This window comes from Pedobacter sp. V48 (assembly GCF_000523515.1).
In the GTDB taxonomy this organism is placed as follows: Bacteria; Bacteroidota; Bacteroidia; order Sphingobacteriales; family Sphingobacteriaceae; genus Pedobacter.
Map to the genome: position 1 here is coordinate 574,851 of NZ_AWRU01000006.1, position 20,767 is coordinate 595,617.

Here is a 20,767-nt window from a genome sequence, read left to right on the forward strand (position 1 = left end):
TGTTGTCCCTATTTGATTGTTCTGAAATGTCTTTGTTTTTAATTACGCAATCACATTAAACAATGGAAAATCAAAGATTCATCAGACTCCTTAGAATTGCACTGTTGTTATCAGTTCTAACTTTCCTGGCTTTTGCACCAAAAGGGCAGGACCCTATTGAGAGATTAGTAGCCACATTAGAAAAATGGGTAGAAACTAATCCACAAGAAAAAGTGTATTTACATACCGATAAGCCGTATTATGCATTAGGCGACACCATTTGGTTTAAAGCCTATGTAACAGTGGGCAGCAGGCACCAGCTATCCGCTTTAAGCGGAGCAGTATATGTGGAGCTGATAAATGAAAGAGATTCAATAGAAAAATCTTTAAAGCTACCTGTTACAGCGGGCATGGCAATGGGTAATTTTGATTTAAGTGAAGAACTTAAAGAAGGGAATTATCGGATAAGAGCTTATACACAATGGATGCGAAATGCAGGCGAAGACTATTTCTACGACCGCACTTTTATTGTGGGCAGTCCGTATAGCAATGAGATTACTTCTAAAATAGATTATAAGTATAAGGTTATTGATAACAAACCAGCAATAACTGCTCAGTTGAATTATAGTGATGATGACGGGAAAGCGATTTCGGCCAGAGTGGTTAGCTATAGGGTTGTAGCAAATGGCGAAGCTATAATAGCAAAAAATGCAAAGACCGATGCTAATGGGAATATTTATATAGATATCAAGAATGATAAGCCTGAGAACTTACGACGGGCTTATATACAGACTACGATAGAGGCGGATAGTAAATTAAAGATTACAAAAAACTTCGCTATAAAGGCCGGCTTTTTACAAAGTGATGTTCAGTTTTTTCCAGAAGGAGGGATGCTGATAAACGGAGTTGCTTCCAGAATAGGTTTTAAAGCCTTGGGGATGGATGGAAAGGGTATTCTTATTATGGGAAGCATAATAGATGAGCAAGGCAATGATGTTGCTGATTTTGAAAGTGAACGTGCCGGGATGGGGACCTTTAAATTAAAACCCGAAGAGGGAAAAACCTACACTGCAAAAGTAAAGTATCCTGATGGTTCAGAAAGCACTATTGCTTTACCTAAAGCAGAAAATACTGGTTTTGTACTTGCGGTTTATCAACCAAATAGGGATAGCATACTGGTGAGAGTTAACTTGTCGCCCGTAGCGGCCACACCAGTAAATGTTAGCCTTATTGCACAGACAGGGGGGGAGACAATTTATGCTACACCACTTAGTATCACCAAACCCATGACCTCCATTTGGTTATTGAAAAAAGATTTTCCGACAGGAATAGCTCAGTTCACTTTATTTAATGAAACTGGAGAACCGCTAAACGAGCGAGTTGCCTTTATAAAGAACAAGGACCAGATGAAGCTGGAAATAAGCACGGCAAAGCGGAGCTATAAATCGAGAGAAAATGTGAGTGTTGGGCTACAATCTTTTAATTCAAAGGGTAAGCCGGTGGCAGGAAGTTTCTCGGTTACAGTGGTTAACGAAGATAAAGTGCCTCTGGATGAAAGTAATGAACATACAATACTGTCTTCAACATTGCTTACTTCAGACATTAAAGGATACGTAGAGCAACCCAATTATTATTTTTCTGCGGAAAATGAGTCTGTTAATAAGGCATTGGATAATTTAATGTTAACGCAAGGCTACAGACGGTTTACCTGGAAAGAAGTTTCAAGTGGCTTGTCGGTTAAACCGAAGTTTATTGCAGAGAAATTGGGAACTGTGATCTCCGGAAAGGTGGTGTCCCTTGCCAATAAACCTGTAAGTAAAGGGAAAGTAACCTTAATGTCTATGAGGGCTGGCATATTGGAAAGCACAACCACTGATACGGCCGGAAGGTTCAAATTTGATCAGGTTGTGTTAACCGATAGTGTGAAATTTAGTATACAGGGACGAACAGCAAAGAATAAAAATAAAGTAGAAATTATTCTTGACAGTATTCCCTTGCAAAAATTAAGTAAAAACAAGAACCTGCCGGATGTAAATACAGACATTACGGGTACTACTAAAGCCTATTTGGAAAATGGTAGAAAGCAGGAAGAGATATTGGTTAAAATGGGTAAGCTAGACCGGGTGCAGCGGTTACGGGAAGTGAAAATCAATGCAAGAAAAAACAGGGTCGAAAGTTATTCGCCCCAAGGTGCGATGGTAATTCCTGAAGGACATGCAGATCAGACCTATATCATCGAAAATCCACAAATATGTGCAAGTTTTAGGGATTGTATTGAAGGAAGACTAAACGGGATTCAATTTAGAGAGTATAAAACAGAGTACGAAAGGAATATTTTTTACCCTCACTATCTAAATACAGATTTGATCCCTCCGGTTTGGATGCCTATGCAGGTTATCCTGAATGGTCGAAAACTTAGTTTTAGTGAAGCAGCGGATATATTTGAGGGGAACTCCCTGGACGCTAAAGATGTTGCTAAAATTGAGGTTGTTAGGCAGAATGCTGCCTTAAAATCATACCTGAATGGAGCTTCTTTGTTAATTACCACCTTTAAATCAATGAAAACCAAATATGATCCAAGCATGGTTAATTTTTTACCAAGAGGTTTTAATAAAGCACGCGAATTTTATTCACCAAGGTATGATCGCCCGGGTATAAACGATCAGGTTCCAGATTTTCGTTCAACTATCTATTGGAATCCAAGTGTAAGAACTTTTGATGCCGGGAAAGCCACTTTTGACTTTTTTAATGCTGATGGACCAGGGAATTATAAAGTGATTATTGAAGGGATTAATGCTGCGGGAGAGTTGGGCAGACAAGTTTACAGGTATAAGGTTGAGGGTGATGAATTTCAGGCTCAGCAACCACCATCGCAGAGCACAAAAGGTATAGTTTCTGCATTACAGAATTTTCATCAGAAACTACCTGAGGAAAAGGCTTACTTGCATACAGATAAGCCTTATTATAATCTTGGTGACACAATTTGGTTTAAGGCTTATTTGTTTGATCCTTCCTATTTGTCGGGTTCAGAAAAAAGTGGCTTACTATATGTTGAGCTTAATGATGACAGTGCTGAGGTGGTTAGAAGAATAAGTATCCCTATCAAGGAAGGTTTGGGCTGGGGACAGATTCCGCTACCTGCAAAGATTTTTCATGAGGGGGGGTATACTTTAAGGGCTTATACCAATTGGATGCAGAATTTTGGAGATGAGTATTTATTCAATAAGCGTTTCTATTTAGGTAAGCCTAGTCAAAATACCTGGCTGGTGAAATCCCAGGCAGCTGTTAATAAAGTTGCAGATAGGGATCAGGTTAAAGTAAATATTAACCTGATGCGTACAGATAAAGTTGCTGTTGGGTTGCATGATGTAGGGATTAGAGTGATGGAGGCGGATAAGCTGCTCTTTAAGGATCAATTAAGAACTACTAATGAAGGTGATCTGGCTTTTATGTTCAACCTGAAGGAAAAGGCAGATGGCAAGAATATAAGGATAGAAATCAATAGCCTGACTAAAAATGACGGAAATCAGGTTCTAATGGTCCCGTTGAATATTAAGCGAGAGCAAAATATTGATCTGCAATTTCTACCTGAGGGTGGAGCGCTTGTAGCGGGGCTAAAATCACTTGTTGGCTTTAAAGCACTTGCCGAAGATGGGAAAGGAGTGAGCTTTGAAGGTGAGGTGTATGATAGTAAAGGGAATACCATTGCCTCAATTGCGAGTATGGTTAATGGAATGGGGGCCTTTGAATTTGTGCCTAAGGAGGGTGAAATATATTCAGCAAGATTAAATAGACCGATGGAAATGGATAAAAGCTATCCGCTACCTTTGGTGAAACCTGCAGGAACTGGTTTACACGTGATTAATGATAAGGAAAGTGACTCTCTGGTAGTCGATTTAATGGCTACTCCAGGTGCCATTAATCCTGACAGTACTTATTATTTAGTAGGGACTTCCAGAGGAATAGTTTGTTACGCGGAACAGGTAGATTTTAAGAAACCAAAGCTGATTATAGATAAAGGTAAATTTGCTACAGGTATTGCACGGTTTACATTGTTAAAAGAAAAGCAGCCTTTGAATGAACGTGTGGTATTTATTGATCATCAGGATCAGGCTAAGATTAATGTATTACCTAATAAAATGTCCTTTTTGCAAAGAGATAGTGTTGGATTATCTATAGAGGTGAAAGATGTAAATGGGAATCCTGTAGTGGGAAGTTTTTCTTTATCGGTAACCGATGATTCGCAGGTTAGAGCAGACAGTTTAGGTAATCATGATATTGAAGTTAGCCTGTTGTTAAATGCAGGGTTAAAAGGTACAGTAGAAACCCCAGGATATTACTTAAATAAAAGGGATAAGCAAACCTGGACAGCACTTGATAATCTTATGCTTACCCAGGGATGGACAGGATATAAATGGGACGATGTATTTAATGAATCATCGTTGCCTAAATTTGCTGCTGAGAAGGATTTTAGAGTAACAGGCAGGGTCAAAAGCATATCTAAGAAAGCTATTCCAGGAGCTCAAATACTTATATCTTCACAAAAACCAGCCTTTATTAATACCACAATAACTGATCAGAGAGGTGAATTTATGTTCTCGGCTTTACCGCAAATTGATTCCGGATCATTTTTTATTCAGGCGAGAACCCCAAAGGGTAGGACCATGAATTTTGGAGAAGTAGAATTAGATCGTCAAAAGTTCCCACCGACACATCAAATGTTTCGAAATAAGATGATGCCCTGGTATGTAAACACGGATACGACGCAATTGAACTACGTTAAAAATAAAGCTATTCTGTTAAAGGAGGAACGGTTAAGTGTAAATGGTATTCCATTAAATGAGGTGAAAATTATTGATAGAAAGATAATTAAAGGATCCTTTAATCGGAATGGGCCGGGTAAAGCTGATTTGATTTTTGATGAGAAAGATATCAAAGAATCAGCGGTGATGAGTTTGTATCAGTTACTTAAGCAAAAGGTTCCCGGATTTCGATTGGTTGTTGAAGATGGTTTTGCGAAGATGAAGATGAATCATTATGATGTAGACATTTGGGTGGATGGAAGAGAATTGCCATGGTTTTCTGGAGATATGCCCAATCCGACGGTCGATGATATTAGAGAAGATTTAGAAGAATTGAAAATTGCAACTTTTCGTGGGTTAGAAGTAATGTATAGTAGGAAATATACTTTTAGCTATCCTCAAGCAAATGGATTTATAGGGAAAGTTGTTCCTGGAGCAGGAAGGGACATGAAATCGTTTGCGGAGAATTTTGGTCGTAATGGTGGAGTACAGCCATATACCTCACAAAGGACTCTTGAATCCGCATTGATTGAACTAACAACTTACAGTGGGGTAGGCTGGCATAAAATTAATAAACCTGACGTTGCTTATTACCGACCTCTGCCAATTATGTATCCTCAGGAATTTTACAGACCAAAGTATGTTACTGCTAATCCATCACAGATGAATCCTGATCTTCGAGCTACGATACATTGGGAGCCAAATGTTATGACCGATGCCCAGGGAAAAGCAAAAGTCTCTTTTTATACCGCCGATATTCCTGGATCTTATACAATTACCATTGAAGGAAGTAATATGAACGGAATTATTGGGAGCAGTCGATATAAACTATTATTACCCAAGCCAGTTAGCAAATGATTATCTCATAATTTTTACACCTAATAAATATTCTCTTCACGATATTTTTTTATATTTATGAAATTCCAACCAACCAAACAAATTAAACTGTATGAAATTTAAAAACGCTCTTAAAATTGCTATTCCTATTTTTTCAGTGCTGTTAGTTGCCGCTGCTTTTTCTTTTACGCAAAAGGACAACGATCCCGTAGAGAAACTAGTTGCTTCACTCCAAAAATGGACAGAAACTCAGCCACAAGAAAAGGTATACCTTCACACCGATAAACCTTATTACATGGTGGGTGACACCATTTGGTTTAAAGCCTATGTTACCATTGGTAGTAAACACCAGCTTTCGGCCCTTAGTGGTGCGGTATATGTTGATCTTTATAACGAGGCAGATTCACTTGCAAAATCATTAAAGCTACCACTTATTGCCGGAATGACTAAAGGTAGTTTTGTATTGCCTGACAGCAGCTCACATGACGGCAATTATCGGATAAGAGCCTACACACAATGGATGCGTAATTCGGATCCCGCATTTTTTTATGACAAGATACTGAGAGTTGGTAATTCAGTTGCAAATACTGTTTTCTGTAAAATCAATTATGAATATACCAAAGATGGATCGAAAGACGTCGTGACTGCTGTGTTAACCTATTCGAATGATAAAGGAGAGGCCTTAAGTAACAGGAAGGTTGATTATGCACTTTTGGAAAATGGCTATGAAAAGGTATTTAGTGGCAATAAAGAAACCGATAATTCTGGCCAGCTAAAGATAAAATTACAAGGTGGTAAATCCGGTAAATTACAAGATAAGCACCTAACAGCCAAGCTTCAGACCAGGGAAAAGGAAATTGTGATAAAAGAGTTTGCAATCAAAAGCATATCGACACAAACTGATGTTCAGTTTTTTCCGGAAAGTGGGCCTTTAGTAAGTGGTGTTCGTACAAGGGTTGCATTTAAGGCAACGGGAACCGATGGATTAGGTGTTCCGGTTAAAGGAGTTATAATTGATAATGACGGCAAAGAAGTAGAAACATTTGAAGCAACACATCTTGGAATGGGCCAGTTTAGGTTAATGCCTGAAAAGGGTAAACTTTATCAGGCAAAAGTTACGTATCCCGATGGATCAGAAAAGTCTGTTAAGTTGCCTTCCGTTCTGGAAAGCGGATATGTTCTTTCTGTTTATAACAATACTGAAACAGATACTGTTCTTGTGCGTATTATAGCTAATGCTTCTGTAATTGAAAAGGGTAGCCAAACCGTTAGTTTGATTGCTCAATCGGGCGGTAGTGTAAGTTATGCGAGCAGTATGCCGATAAGTAAGGCACAAACATCTTTATCTATACCAGCAAAAGATTTACCATCTGGAATTACTCAGTTTACGTTGTTTTCTTCGACCGGAGATCCGATGAATGAGAGGATTATTTTTATCCAGAACAATGATCAGATGGATCTTAAATTATCCACACCTAAAAAAGTTTATGCAGCAAAGGAGAAGGTTGAAATAGACGTAAGTGCTGCCGGTGCAAATGGGGCTCCAATTTCGGGCAATTTTTCGGTATCTGTAGTTAGTGAAGATGCTGTTCCAGTTGATGAGGCCAAAGAAAATACTATATTTTCTCAAATATTGTTGAGCTCAGATATTAAGGGCTACATAGAGAAACCAAGTTATTATTTTAATAACCCCACTGAAGAGACCAAATCAAATCTTGACCTTTTAATGCTTACACAGGGTTACAGGAGGTTTGTATGGAAAGATATAACCGCGGGGAAGCCATTTCAGCCTGCTTTTAAAGCGGAGAAATTAACCACTAATGTTACTGGAAGGTTATTAAGTTTGGGAGAGAAGCCCATTGCCGGCGGAAAGATAACATTGATAAATAATAAATTAGGGGTGGTAATTGATACAGTGACCAACGCAGAGGGGTATTATAAATTTAGTGATCTCTTAATTACTAATGAAATCAGTTTCACCGTGCAAGGCAGAAATGCAAAAGGTGGCAAAAACGTAGAAATAAAGGTCGATAAAATTCGTGATCAGGATAGAACACCAAATATGAATGTTGCCGATCTGGATACTGACCTGGGCAAGTCATTGATGGCCTCTCTTGAGAATAGTAAAAAACAAGATGCGGAAATGGTGAGGAATGGCCAAATGGGTCGGGCCCAACAACTTAATGAGGTTATAATTAGTGCGAAAAAGCGTAAAAGGCAATTTGGCTATGACCTTGTATTAGATGGACACGCAGATTTTACTTACAGGCCGAGTAATGTGCAGGCATTTGGGACACTTTTGGAGTGGTTAAGAGCTACGGTCACCAATGTTGAATTTAGATCGGCCGAGGCCGATTGCGGACCAGTTACGATGCCGTTTTCAAGAAATGAAAGGATGAAAGTATTCCTTGATGGTAGACAAATTAATGATTGCGAGGTTCAGGATCTGTTTTATTTGGACCCATTGGATATTGATAGGGTTGATGTTGCTCGTACCAATGCTGCCATAATGAGTATGACCGGAGGACCTAGCTTATTTTTAGCAACGAAAAGAGGGATTGGAGTATTGCGTTCGGGATATACTCCTGAAGTCGTAAGTTATGCGCCAAGAGGTTTTAACCCTGTAAAGGAATTTTATGCTCCGGTTTATGATAGTGACAGTCGTATAACAGATTTAAGAAGTACGGTGTATTGGAATCCTGGTGTCTTAGTCGGATCAAATGGTAAAGGAAAGATTAGCTTTTTTAATGCAGATACAAAAGGTGTTTACCGTGTAGTTATTGAAGGTATTAATGGAGATGGGTTGCTAGGTAGACAGGTTTATAGATACGAAGTTAAATAATAAGTATTATTTTTCTTGAATGGGTGTCCTCAATGGAGACGTCATAGTTGTCTTTGTATTTGATTACACGTATTTAATCATTTACTAAGACAACTATGAAATTGAAACGCTCGATTTTTCTATTTTGTTCAATAGCATTTATTGGCATTGTGGCTTTTACAGGCCGGGATGAGGATCCTATTGAGAAGCTTTTAGCCTCTCTCCAAAGTTGGGCTGAGAATAATCCTCAGGAAAAGGTTTACCTGCATACTGATAAGCCTTATTATACTGTTGGAGATACGATATGGTTTAAAACGTATGTGACTATTGGTAGCAAACACCAGCTATCAGCACTTAGTGGAGCTGTTTATGTGGAGCTGATAAATGAAGGTGATTCAATTGCACAATCGCTTAAACTGCCGCTTATGGCAGGGATGGCTAAAGGTAGTATCGTGCTCTCGGATACCGCTATCCGCGAAGGGAATTATCGCTTAAGAGCCTATACCCAATGGATGCGTAATGCCGGACCGGAGTATTTCTATGATAAAACCTTTAGTGTGGGTAACTCTGCAGCAAATACGGTTTTTGCAAAAATAGATTATATCTACGCTAAGGATGGAGCGCAAACTAAAGTAACGGCATTGATAAAATATACCGATCAAAAGGGGAGTCCGTATGCAGATAAGGCCGTTAGATACGAATTAAAAGAAGGTTATAAATCAATAGCAACCGGCGGAGGCAAAACCAATGAGTCGGGAGAACTGAGCATAAGCCTGCCAAGTTCTAAATCAGAAAAGGCCGGTAGCGCTTATATTTTGACGAGGATTACCATCGCTGATGGAGAGAATGTCCCTAAATCATTTCCTATTAAAAGAGCTTCTCAGCAAACAGATGTTCAATTTTTTCCCGAGGGGGGGAATCTTGTAAACGATATATGGACAAAGGTTGGAGTTAAAGCGGTTGGAGCTAATGGTTTAGGCGTATCTGTTCAAGGGGTGATAATTGATAATGAAAATAAAGAGGTTTCTAGGTTGGAAACGAAACATTTGGGTATGGGTTATTTTAATTTGAAATCGGAACAGGGCAAAACCTATCAGGCAAAAATAACTTATCCTGACGGATCAGTAAATACGTTAAAATTGCCTAATGCTGCTAATGAAGGTTATGTGCTTTCTGTGTATCATAATACAGGAGGAGATACCATTTTAGTAAGGATAGGGGCCGGCAGTTCGATTTTGAAAAAAGGAGATCAGGTTGTTAGTTTAGTTGCGCAATCCGAAGGTGATCTTCAATATGCTGTTGATATTCACATTAACAAGGCTCTTACTTCCGTTCCAATTCCTTCAAAAGGATTCCCATCTGGTATTGTACAATTTGCGCTCTTTTCTGAATCTGGGGATCCGTTAAATGAAAGGATCGTCTTTGTACAAAAGAATGATCATATGGACTTAAAAGTTAACAGTTCCAAGAAGGAATACTCGTTAAGAGAGAAAGTAGAAATAGAACTGAATGCTCAAGATGCTTCCGGGAATCCTTTAGTAGGGAATTTTTCGGTATCAGTAATTAATGAAGATGTAGTTCCTTCAGATGAAACGACTGAGAACTCTATATTCTCTCAATTGTTGTTGAGCTCTGATATAAAAGGTTATATAGAGAAACCTAATTATTATTTTCATAACCCAACAGATGAAACAAGAGCTAATCTTGATATTTTAATGCTTACTCAGGGGTATAGAAGGTTTGTTTGGAAAGACCTGATTTCTAATAAGCAAGTGCCGCCAGTTTATAAAGCTGAAAAGCTGGTGACAAACATTACGGGAAAGTTAATGACATTGAACAATAAACCGGTTGCTGATGGTAAGGTTACATTAATTAATAACAAGCTGGGCTTGGTCTTAGACACTATTTCTGACGGCAAAGGGAAATTTAAGTTTAGCAATCTTCTTATTACCGAAGGAATTGATTTTACAATCCAGGGTAGGACAGCAAATAATGGTAAAAGATTAGAAATACAAATTGATAAGTTTGTTGAACAAGATGCCACCCCTAATATAAATATTGGTGACATCAATTCCGATATTCCCAAGGCGCTTATGGCCTCTATTGAAAATAGTGTAAAGCAAGATTTAGACATGCAAAAACATGGGAGAATGGGACGTGGTCAGCATTTGAAAGAAGTTCGGATTGAGGCCAGTAAGTTGCCTAAATTTGGTAATACCATACATGAAAACCAGGCTGATCAGGTTTTTAGACCGGATTCCAGGCAAAACTGTGGAACGTTTAAAGACTGTTTGGAGAAAATGAACAACAACAAAAGTGTGCGTTTTGATCAGATCATGGCGGAAGACTGTGGGCCTATGTGGGTAGCCCGTACCTTATCGGGAGATGGAGTTTATGCTGTAACTATTGATGGATGGATTCTTGAAAGTTGTGATTTTCAGGAGCTGCTATTAGGAGATGGATCAAATATCAGTAAGGTATATTTCGTATATGATAGTTATGCGATGAGGGCGAGGTTACTTGGTGGGAGGTTTGGATTAAAGCCTCCGCCAGTAATGGCAATTTATACTAAAAGTGGTAATTTTCGTCAAAAATATGATCCGTCGGTGGTTTATTATGCACCAAAAGGGTTTGCTTCTGTAAAAGAGTTCTACGTGCCTAAATATGATCATCCTGAAATTAATAGTCCTCTTGCGGATTTAAGAAGTACTATCTATTGGAGCCCTGCAACGGTTACTGATAAGGAAGGTAAAGCCAGGCTTAGTTATTTCAATTCAGATAACAAAGGAGCTTACCGAGTAACTGTAGAAGGGATCAACGCAGATGGTTTACTTGGAAGACAGGTTTATCGCTATCAGGTTAAATAATTTCAATACCAGCATCCTTATATCGCTGTAGGTTGCCTTCCTTTGGATCTATATCTGTTATGATTGTATCTAACTCATTTGTTGCGCAGATGTAGTAATTTTCAGCTGTGTCCAATTTCTCAAATGTTGAAAGTGCAATGATATGTTTAGATGTTTCAACCATTGCTTTCTTCATCTGACTATCTTCGTAATTTAACCCTGTAACCCCAATGTTTAGGTCGATACTGCAGATACCCAGAAAACAAATATCAGCACGAACATTTTTAATGGCTTGTATGGCATCATGCCCCATTGTAGAGAAAGAGGATTTATTTAATCGTCCGCCGACAAAAATCACCTCTGCATTTGGGTGGTCTTCCAAGATATTGGCTACAGGGAAATTATTGGTTACTACGGTAATGTTAATTTCCTTAGGTAAACTGGTTGCAACAGCTAAAGCTGATGTTCCGGCATCGAATATAATTACCTGGCCATCCTTAATGAATTTTAGGGCTTTGGCTGCAATTATCTCTTTATGGCCAACGTCGTAATTCTCTCTTTCTCTATAATGTCTTGGAATAGGAGAGTGTAAGATTGCTCCTCCACGAACTGCTTTAAGCAAACCTTCATCAGATAATTCCTTAATATCTCTTCTTACCGTGTCTTCAGAAACATTTAATAGTTTACTTAAATCTCCTAAAAGAACTTTGCCTTCTTTGGTAATGTGATCTATTATATGCTGTAATCTTTCTGCCTTTATCATAGTTTGTTTGCAATATTGTGCAATAATAAGAAAATTAAATTGCAATATGTTGCAAAATATTGTATTTTTGTTGCAACTTATTACAAGATAAAAATAAATAAAATATGAAAAAAACAATAGCAATTGATATGGATGGTGTGCTCGCCGATACAGAGACCCATTTCATAAACTGGTATGAGAGGGATTATGGTGTTAAAGTTAATCGTGAAGACATGCTGGGAGTACTTGAATCGGAAGGGTTTCCCGATAAGACAGCGGTAAAAAGGTTTGTTTATACGCCTGGATTTTTCAGTACAATACCTGTAATGCCCGGCGCAATTGAGGCGGTAAAAGAACTCATGGAAACTTACGAGGTATACGTTGTTTCAGCAGCAATGGAATTTCCTCAATGTTTATCTGAAAAGCAAGAATGGTTGCAAGAATACTTTCCGTTTATTAGTTGGAGAAACATAGTTTTTTGTGGCGATAAAAGTATTATTAATACAGATTACATGATAGATGACCATTGCAAAAACCTTGATTATTTTAAGGGCAAAACGATTATGTTTACTGCTGCACATAATGTTNTACMARWYWNATSANNAAWGRGTYKMTRWMTSGRMNGANGYANAWGSWMWNGWTCGNGAANGARSRWNGTRYMGGSATAATAAACCTGTCGCAAACGTTTTCGATAATAAATGCAGTTTAGTATGCATTTAATCTTGTAAACAACGTATATATTTAGTTTTTATACCATCTATTACTGCAAAAGTAAATTACGGTATCAGGAAACTAAATATAATATGAGCCAAGGCAGTAAAATACACAGAATGACACAAACCATGCGGTGGTTTGGTCCTAAAGATCCGGTAAGCTTATCAGACATCAGGCAAGCTGGCTGCACAGGAGTTGTTAGTGCACTTCATCATATTCCAAATGGCGAAATTTGGACGGTTGAAGAGATCTTAAAACATAAAAATCTAATTGAAACAGCTGGTCTTGACTGGGATGTGGTAGAAAGTGTACCCGTTCATGAATCTATAAAAACTCAGAATAGAGGCTTTGAAAATTATATATCCAATTATAAAGCTTCCTTAAAGAATCTGGCTTCTTGTGGTATATCGGTTGTTACCTACAATTTTATGCCTGTGCTGGATTGGACAAGAACCAACCTTGCATTTGAACTTGAAAATGGCGCCAAAGCTTTAAAATTCGAAAAAGCAGCACTTGTGGCATTTGATGTATATATGCTGAACAGGCCAAATGCAGTTGATGATTACACCTATCAGGAACTTGAAAAGGGTAGACTCCGTTTCGAGCAAATGTCTGCAGAGGAACGGTTAATGTTGCAAAGAAATATTATTGCAGGCTTGCCTGGAAGTGAAGAGAGTTTTACCTTAAAACAGTTTCAGGACGCTTTAGATAAGTATAAAGGAATTGATGAAGGCGGACTTTCTCAAAACCTTATTCATTTCCTTTCAGAAATTGTTCCGGTTGCTGATGCTGCAGGAATAAAACTGGCTATTCATCCTGATGATCCACCTTATCCTATTTTTGGTTTGCCAAGAGTTGTTAGTACGGCCGAGCAGGTTCAGAAATTATTTAATGCCGTTCCCKCWYTWMMKAWCKKANCTTTGCTTCTGTACAGGTTCTTTTGGTGTAAGAGCTGATAATAACCTGCCTGAAATGTTAGCTGCATTCGGAGAAAGAATTCATTTTATTCATTTAAGGAGTACAAAAAGAAATGAAGCGGGTGATTTTTACGAGGACAACCATTTGGAGGGTGATGTAGATATGTTTAATGTTGTAAAACAAATCATCTTAATACAACAGAAAAGACAGGTTAGCATTCCAATGCGACCCGATCACGGTCACCAGATGCTTGATGACCTTAAGAAAAAAACTAACCCAGGTTATTCAGCTATCGGCAGATTAAAAGGCCTGGCTGAATTGAGAGGATTAGAGTTCGGAATAATAAACCAGTTTTTAGATAAATAACATGATAGAAGGAGCAGTAATACCTGAAGATTTTTTGTTGAGCAGCAAAAATGCGAAAATACTTTTTAATGATTATGCAAAAAACCTACCTATAATTGATTATCATAATCACCTGCCACCGCAGGAAATAGCAGAGAATAAGAAATTTGCTAATCTGACTGAGATCTGGCTGAAAGGTGACCACTATAAATGGAGAGGTATGCGTGCATTGGGTGTTAGCGAAGAGCTGATTACAGGAAGTGCTGCAGATCAGGATAAATTTATGGCCTGGGCAAGGGTAGTGCCTGCAACAGTTAGAAATCCCTTGTTTCATTGGACGCATATGGAACTTAAAAATCCTTTTGGCATCAATTCCTTTCTAAATGCTGATTCGGGTAAAAGAATTTATGAAGACTGTAATGCGTTGCTTACAAAAGATGAGTTTTCTACACAAGGATTGTTAAACCATTTTAAAGTTGAAATGGTTGGTACTACAGATGATCCTTGCGATGATCTTAAATATCATAAACAATTAGGTGAGAGTGATTTTTCAGTAAAAGTAAAACCTTCATTCAGGCCAGATAAAGCTTTGTTGATTGATAAGGCAGGTCAATTTAAGGATTACGTAAAACAGCTTTCAGTTGTTTCGGGAATTGTTATAACAGATGTTGAGGGATTGTTGGCGGCTTTAAGACAGCGTGTTGATTATTTTGCTGCGCATAATTGTAGTGTTTCTGACCATGGATTAGCTACTTTGCCTGCAACATATAACTTAACTGATGGGGAGAAAAAAGAATTTATCAGTTTCTTAAAAACCGATGACGCTGTGTTTTCTCATCCTGATGCTTTTGCCGGCTATGTTTTAACGGAATTGAGCAAACTATATCATGAAAAGGACTGGGTACAGCAGTTTCACCTGGGCGCAATTAGAAATAATAACCTTGGAATGTTCAATAAATTAGGCGCTGATACGGGATATGACTCTATTGGCGACTTTAGACATGCTGAAAGACTATCGGGATTTTTAGGCAATCTGAGTGTAACTGATCAGCTTACTAAAACCATTATTTATAATCTAAATCCTGCAGATAACGAGGTTTTTGCAGCTATGACCGGTAATTTTGCCGATGGAAGGATGAAAGGTAAAATGCAATTTGGTTCTGGCTGGTGGTTCCTGGATCAGAAAGATGGCATGGAAAAACAATTAAATGCATTGTCTAATATGGGGATGGTGAGCAATTTCGTAGGTATGCTTACTGACTCGCGTAGCTTCCTTTCGTATTCACGACATGAATACTTCAGAAGAATATTGTGTAACCTGTTTGGAGCAGAAATGGAGAATGGAATATTACCTAATGACGAGAAATGGATCGGGCAGATCATCAGCGATATCTGCTATTACAACGCCAAAGAATATTTTAAATTAGGCTAGGATATCCTAGCCTAATAAAAATACAGTCATAGTTTTAGGGCCATGGGCTCCAAGTACTAAAGATTGTTCAATATCTGCAGTTTTTGATGGGCCAGCAATAAAGGATCCGAATCCATATTCGGCGTCACCTATTTTATTATAGGCATCATGCATGGTAGCAACAATGTCAACCTTGTTTACCACAACAGCTAATTGCTGACAAATAAAAGGAACAACCCTTTGCTGCATCAAATCTTCAGTAATCCATAGCGCTGCGTTTTCGGCAACACCAAAATGAGCCTTAATTACAGCCAGATCAACGTCTTCATAGCTATGCGGATCTTTATTTTCCCATCCTGATTCCGTTACTGAACCAAGTTCAGGTAAAGTAGATATGAGTCTTTTTTTATCTTTAAATTCCTGTTGAATGTATTTTGTGATTTCTTCAAAATTTGCAACTTCAACTATTGCCCCACCTATGGCAGATAGTACCGTTTTAAATTGCATTATGCTTTCCATCCCACCTGGCACGGTAGTAAGGTCTGCCGGTAAAGGCCTGGCACCTGGCTGATTGGTTTTTATTTTAGCCAGTATTTCTTCTCTGCTAGTCATTTTTATTATTTTGTTTATACCATTCTCCAAATGATTGTTTTGGAGACTCAGGCATTTCTCTGTGTTTATACCAAAGATTAAGTTTGTTGTTTACGGTGAAGGGAGCATGTTTTAAAACCCAGCGACCTGCTTTTCCGGCGAATTTATATATTGATGGATTTGATAATGTAAAATCCATTGCTTTCATGGCCATTGCCTTTTTTGGATCTGCATAACCTTCTTTAACAATTACCTGACGCCATTTATAAAGCTGTTCATGAATATTTATTTTTACCGGACACACATTGCTGCACGAGCCACAAAGGGTGGAAGCGAATGGAAGGTCGGCATAGTTTTTCATGTCCAGGTTTGGAGCCAATATGGAACCAATAGGCCCTGCGATTGCAGTGTGATAACTGTGTCCGCCGCTTCTGCGATAAACCGGACAGGTATTCATACATGCTGCACAGCGGATACACTTAAGTGAGTTGCGGAAATCTTCTCTGCCAAGTTGTGTAGTCCTGCCATTGTCTACCAAAACGATGTGCATGGTTTGCCCGGGTCTTGGCTTTTTAAAATGACTAGAGTAGGTGGTGATGGGTTGTCCGGTCGCACTTCTGGTAAGTATCCTTAGAAATACCGAAAGATGCTTGCGTAAGGGTACTATTTTCTCAATTCCCATGCAAGCAATATGTACATCAGCAAGATGTGCACCCATATCGGCATTTCCTTCATTTGTACATACAACAAACTCGCCCGTTTCAGCTATTGCAAAATTTACTCCGGTGATAGCAGCCTTTCTGGTAATAAACTTTTCACGTAAATGATCCCTTGCTGCGGCAGTCAAAAATACCGGATCAGAGGCACCTTCAGGCGTGCCAAGGTGCTTGTGGAACAAATCTCCTATTTCTTCCTTTTTCTTATGAATACAAGGAAGCACGATGTGGCTGGGTGGCTCTTCAGCCAATTGTACAATACGTTCTCCTAAGTCAGTATCTATAACCTCTATGTCGTTTTTATGGAGATAATCATTTAGATGGCATTCCTCGGTAAGCATTGATTTGCTTTTAACAATGCGGTTTACGCCGCTTTCCTTTAAAATGGAATGCACTATTTTATTGTGTTCTTCGCCATTGGCAGCCCAGTGAACTTTTATGCCATTCTTTTCAGCATTGGCCTCAAACTGCAAAAGATAATCATGCAAGTTTGATAGCACATTGTCTTTTATTTGTGATGCGGTTTCGCGCAAGGCTTCCCATTCGGGTAGACTATTCGCAGCCTTATCCCGCTTGGCCCTCACAAACCAAAGCGTTTCATCATGCCAGTCTACACGCGCTTCATCTTTATTAAAGATGTCGGATAATTGAGCGTGATCTTTTGCTCCTGTACTCATTTTATTATTGCTGGTTGTAGGTTTAAAATTCCTGTGCGTTTAATATCTCGGCAATGTGTATTACTTTCACATTGCTGTTCTGTCTGCGTAAGATGCCTTCCATATGCATCAGGCAAGACATATCTGCTGCGGTAATATATTCGGCACCACCGTTAAGATGATCTGCAACCCTGTCTTTACCCATTTTTACAGATACGGCTTCTTCGGCAACACAAAAAGTACCACCAAAACCACAGCACTCATCAGGTCGCTTCAGGTTAATCAGTTCCAGACCTTGAACCATATTTAGCAGGTGCAGTGGTTTAGAGAAAGGAGCCTCAACGAGTTCACTCATTTGTGCAAGCATTAATCCACGCTGCCCGTGACAACTTTGGTGTACACCAACTTTATGAGGGAAGCTTGCAGTTAATTTCTCAACTTTAAGTACATCAGTGAGGAACTCAGTTAACTCATAGATCTTTTTTCTGATTCCAAGGGCCTTGTCTTCGGCTTTATCGGCATGAAGATGATCCTTAATATGGAGTACACAGCTCCCGGAAGGGGATACCACGTAATCAAATTCAGAAAAGTTTTCTATAAATAAATCATTGCATCCTTGTGTGAGATGTTCAAAGCCCGAATTGGCCATAGGCTGACCGCAACAGGTTTGCTTTGTGGGATAAACCACGTCAACTCCTAGTTTCTTCAGTAAAGTTAAGGTTGCAATAGCGGCGTTTGGGTAGAACTGGTCAATATAACACGGAATAAAAAGTCCAACAGTCATGGCTAAAAGTATCTGATCTTATTTGGTTTAGGTTGTGCGTTCAAGCAAATATACAGTGCTCAGCGGTAAATATAATGTTATTAAGAATATTATGCAGATTAGTTTGCTATTTAGAACGGAAACGATTTCATATAATGATATTCGTTCAACAGTTTTTTGTAACAAAAAAGTTGGTATACCTTAATTTAACCTGAATTACGTGAACTACTTATGTATTTTTATAATGTTTAAACTGTGCCGGATTAATTTGTTGGAATTTATGAAAACGTTTTCATATAATTGTAATATTGATTAACTTGGTATATGGATTAGGTTAAATCACTAGCCTTATATAATATTAAAATGGCCAACCCAAAAAAGGTACAGCAAAATACAATTCTGGATATTGCGGAAGCGCTGAAGCTTTCGCCTGCAACAATTTCCCGTGCGCTAAATGATCATCCACACGTAAAGGAAAAAACAAAAAATGATGTGCTAAAAATGGCTGCTCAGCTGGGTTACAGGCGTAATAATATGGCTTCAGGCTTGCGCAGCAATAAAACGCATACGATTGGACTTATTGTGCCGAGGATTTCAATGTTTTTTCATGCAGAGGTCATTACCACTATTCAAAATGGTTTACAGAAGTATGGATATAATCTGATCATATGCCAGTCTAATGACTCATTGGATATGGAAAAGGAACTTACAGAGATACTTTTGTCCTCAAGAGTTGATGCTTTAATTGCAGCATGTACGCTGGGTACCACAGATTTTAGCCATTTCGATAAGTTTCTGCAAAATGGGACACCAGTAGTTTTTTACGATCGAGTACCCTTAAATGAACAAAAGGCAACAATAATAAAAGGTGATGATTTTAGGGGAGGATACATCGCAACTTCACACCTCATTGAAACTGGCTGTAAAAAGATTGCTCATATTTCGGGGCCTTTAACTTCAAATTTATATCAGGACCGATCGGCCGGGTTTTTAAAAGCAATTGAACAGCATAAGCTTCCTGTGAATGAAAATTGGGTGTTTCATCAGGAATTGACCCATGCAAATGCTAGAGAAGCTATGCGAAAAATGTTTGAAGGAGATGTTGTGCCCGATGGCTTATTTACGGATAACGATACGAGCGCAATAGCAGCGCTCGAATTTGCAAGAGAAAAGGGAATTGATGTTCCCGGTGAATTAAAAATTATAGGTTACTCAAATGATCCCAGAACATCAATAATTACTCCTGCAATCACTACTATAGAACAGTTTCCGGATGAAGTGGGTAGAAAGATAGTTGAAACGCTAATAAATTCTTTGAAGAATAATACCAATATAATTGATGAAAGAACAGTACCAATAACGATACCTGTTCAGCTGATTAGAAGAATGACAACCTAAAAACTAAATATTAAATAACATTGATGATGAGAAAACTATTTGTTGTAATCTGTTTTTTACTGATAAATAATGGCATGCTAAGCGCCCAGAGTAAGGATGGAAAAATGAGCCAATTGATTGATGAGCAATTTAAATTTGCTGATCAGCAATATAAGGTGCTTGCCAAAAATGTGCCTGCAGATGTAATGCCTAAAACCTATTACGAAAATACAGGTAAAGTAGAAACAAGTGATACCAAATGGTGGTGTAGCGGGTTTTTTCCTGGTACGCTACTTTATATTTATGAGTATACAAAGGATGCCGACATTCTGAAGGAAGCTAAAGAACGTCTTTCTATTTTAGAAAAAGAAAAGCATTACACCGGTAATCATGATTTGGGTTTCATGATGTATTGCAGTTTTGGTAATGCTTACCGAATCCTGAAAGATCCTTCGTATAAGAAGACAATAGATACGGCCGCAGAATCTTTGTCAACACGCTTCCATCCCGAAGCCGGTGTGATCCAATCCTGGAATTCCAGCAAAAAAATGGCTGGTCCTGTTATTATAGATAACATGATGAACCTTGAATTGCTAAGCTGGGTAAGTGACCATGGAGGTGATAAAAAATACAAAGAGATTGCAGTTACGCATGCAAATTCCACCATTAAAAATCATTTCAGGCCAGATTTTAGCTCCTATCATGTTATTGATTATGACATGAAAACAGGTAAGATTTTGCAAAAAATAACCGCACAGGGAGCTGCAGACTCATCTGCATGGAGTAGAGGACAAGCGTGGGGCTTATATGGATACACCATGATGTATCGTTTTACTAAAAACAAACAGTATTTAAACCAGGCAAAAAATATTGCCAAATTCATGTTAAATGATCGCAATATGCCTGCAGATATGATTCCTTACTGGGATTATGATGCTCCTGGGATACCTAATGCGCTTCGTGATGCCTCTGCTGGTGCGGTTATGGCTTCCGCATTATTGGAGCTCGCCCAGTATTCAGATAAAAAGGAAGTTAAACAATATGTGAGTGCCGCTGAAACAGCTTTAAAAACATTGGCTTCTGATACCTATCGTGCAAAATTGGGAGAGAATGGTGGGTTTTTGTTAAAACACAGCGTAGGCTCAATACCTCATAAATCGGAGGTTGATGTTCCGTTAACCTATGCTGACTACTATTTTTTAGAGGCTTTACATCGCTATAAAAACTGGTATTTATAAAAATATTAATA

11 protein-coding genes and 2 pseudogenes are annotated in these 20,767 nt (G+C 38.5%); 9 read left to right on the top strand and 4 right to left on the bottom strand.

Features of this window, described 5'->3' with window-relative positions:
- Positions 1–62: 62 nt before the first annotated feature.
- The 3 genes from N824_RS07725 (at position 63) to N824_RS07735 (ending at position 11,306) form a co-directional block, all read left to right on the top strand.
- Entirely contained in the window at positions 63–5,639 is a 5,577-nt protein-coding gene (locus N824_RS07725) for a carboxypeptidase regulatory-like domain-containing protein (protein ID WP_048904529.1), read from the top strand.
- 91 nt (positions 5,640–5,730) lie between these two features.
- Positions 5,731–8,460, top strand: coding sequence for a hypothetical protein (locus tag N824_RS07730; protein WP_048904530.1), 2,730 nt, complete (start codon positions 5,731–5,733; stop codon positions 8,458–8,460).
- A 95-nt stretch (positions 8,461–8,555) separates the two neighbouring features.
- Positions 8,556–11,306: a carboxypeptidase-like regulatory domain-containing protein gene (locus N824_RS07735; protein WP_048904531.1), complete on the top strand. Its 2,751-nt coding sequence runs from the start codon at positions 8,556–8,558 to the stop codon at positions 11,304–11,306.
- Here the strand turns inward: N824_RS07735 and N824_RS07740 are convergent.
- The gene (locus tag N824_RS07740; RefSeq protein ID WP_048904532.1) at positions 11,299–12,048 is read right to left on the bottom strand and encodes a DeoR/GlpR family DNA-binding transcription regulator; all 750 of its coding nucleotides are present in this window, start codon (positions 12,046–12,048) and stop codon (positions 11,299–11,301) included. The genes N824_RS07735 and N824_RS07740 overlap by 8 nt on opposite strands.
- A gap of 104 nt (positions 12,049–12,152) precedes the next feature.
- On the opposite strand from N824_RS07740, the pseudogene N824_RS07745 reads away from it, so the two are divergent.
- The 4 genes and pseudogenes from N824_RS07745 (at position 12,153) to uxaC (ending at position 15,436) form a co-directional block, all read left to right on the top strand.
- A pseudogene (locus N824_RS07745) lies at positions 12,153–12,695 on the top strand (5'(3')-deoxyribonucleotidase).
- Positions 12,696–12,857: 162 nt separating this feature from the next.
- Positions 12,858–13,697, top strand: a pseudogene (gene uxuA, locus N824_RS07750) (mannonate dehydratase).
- A gap of 16 nt (positions 13,698–13,713) precedes the next feature.
- On the top strand, positions 13,714–14,025 hold the full coding sequence (locus N824_RS37225; protein WP_306413882.1) for a mannonate dehydratase: 312 nt from the start codon (positions 13,714–13,716) through the stop codon (positions 14,023–14,025).
- Position 14,026: 1 nt separating this feature from the next.
- Positions 14,027–15,436, top strand: a complete 1,410-nt coding sequence (uxaC, locus tag N824_RS07755) for a glucuronate isomerase (RefSeq protein ID WP_048904533.1) — start codon at positions 14,027–14,029, stop codon at positions 15,434–15,436.
- A gap of 6 nt (positions 15,437–15,442) precedes the next feature.
- Here uxaC and N824_RS07760 read toward each other — a convergent pair whose 3' ends face one another.
- Genes N824_RS07760 through N824_RS07770 form a run of 3 tightly spaced genes read right to left on the bottom strand, consistent with a single transcriptional unit; the run spans position 15,443 to position 18,162 of the window.
- The gene (locus N824_RS07760; protein WP_048904534.1) at positions 15,443–16,027 is read right to left on the bottom strand and encodes an LUD domain-containing protein; all 585 of its coding nucleotides are present in this window, start codon (positions 16,025–16,027) and stop codon (positions 15,443–15,445) included.
- On the bottom strand, positions 16,020–17,399 hold the full coding sequence (locus N824_RS07765) for a lactate utilization protein B (RefSeq protein ID WP_048904535.1): 1,380 nt from the start codon (positions 17,397–17,399) through the stop codon (positions 16,020–16,022). Before N824_RS07765 ends, N824_RS07760 begins: the two co-directional genes overlap by 8 nt.
- 22 nt (positions 17,400–17,421) lie before the next feature.
- Positions 17,422–18,162, bottom strand: coding sequence for a (Fe-S)-binding protein (locus tag N824_RS07770; protein WP_048904536.1), 741 nt, complete (start codon positions 18,160–18,162; stop codon positions 17,422–17,424).
- A gap of 342 nt (positions 18,163–18,504) precedes the next feature.
- Between N824_RS07770 and N824_RS07775 the strand changes: the two genes are divergently transcribed.
- Both N824_RS07775 and N824_RS07780 read left to right on the top strand, forming a co-directional pair.
- Positions 18,505–19,539, top strand: a complete 1,035-nt coding sequence (locus tag N824_RS07775) for a LacI family DNA-binding transcriptional regulator (protein ID WP_048904537.1) — start codon at positions 18,505–18,507, stop codon at positions 19,537–19,539.
- A 23-nt stretch (positions 19,540–19,562) separates the two neighbouring features.
- Complete coding sequence (locus N824_RS07780) at positions 19,563–20,756, top strand: glycoside hydrolase family 88 protein (protein WP_048904538.1); 1,194 nt, start codon at positions 19,563–19,565, stop codon at positions 20,754–20,756.
- The last annotated feature ends 11 nt before the right edge of the window (positions 20,757–20,767 follow it).

What these genes read in the sequence shown, in the direction of transcription:
- N824_RS37225 (WP_306413882.1), top strand. Translation starts at nt 13,714, where the DNA reads ATGTTAGCTGCATTCGGAGAAAGAATTCATTTTATTCATTTAAGGAGT.
- N824_RS07775 (WP_048904537.1), top strand. Translation starts at nt 18,505, where the DNA reads ATGGCCAACCCAAAAAAGGTACAGCAAAATACAATTCTGGATATTGCG.
- N824_RS07735 (WP_048904531.1), top strand. Translation starts at nt 8,556, where the DNA reads ATGAAATTGAAACGCTCGATTTTTCTATTTTGTTCAATAGCATTTATT.
- N824_RS07740 (WP_048904532.1), bottom strand. Translation starts at nt 12,048, where the DNA reads ATGATAAAGGCAGAAAGATTACAGCATATAATAGATCACATTACCAAA.
- N824_RS07765 (WP_048904535.1), bottom strand. Translation starts at nt 17,399, where the DNA reads ATGAGTACAGGAGCAAAAGATCACGCTCAATTATCCGACATCTTTAAT.
- N824_RS07770 (WP_048904536.1), bottom strand. Translation starts at nt 18,162, where the DNA reads ATGACTGTTGGACTTTTTATTCCGTGTTATATTGACCAGTTCTACCCA.
- N824_RS07725 (WP_048904529.1), top strand. Translation starts at nt 63, where the DNA reads ATGGAAAATCAAAGATTCATCAGACTCCTTAGAATTGCACTGTTGTTA.
- N824_RS07730 (WP_048904530.1), top strand. Translation starts at nt 5,731, where the DNA reads ATGAAATTTAAAAACGCTCTTAAAATTGCTATTCCTATTTTTTCAGTG.
- N824_RS07760 (WP_048904534.1), bottom strand. Translation starts at nt 16,027, where the DNA reads ATGACTAGCAGAGAAGAAATACTGGCTAAAATAAAAACCAATCAGCCA.
- uxaC (WP_048904533.1), top strand. Translation starts at nt 14,027, where the DNA reads ATGATAGAAGGAGCAGTAATACCTGAAGATTTTTTGTTGAGCAGCAAA.
- N824_RS07780 (WP_048904538.1), top strand. Translation starts at nt 19,563, where the DNA reads ATGATGAGAAAACTATTTGTTGTAATCTGTTTTTTACTGATAAATAAT.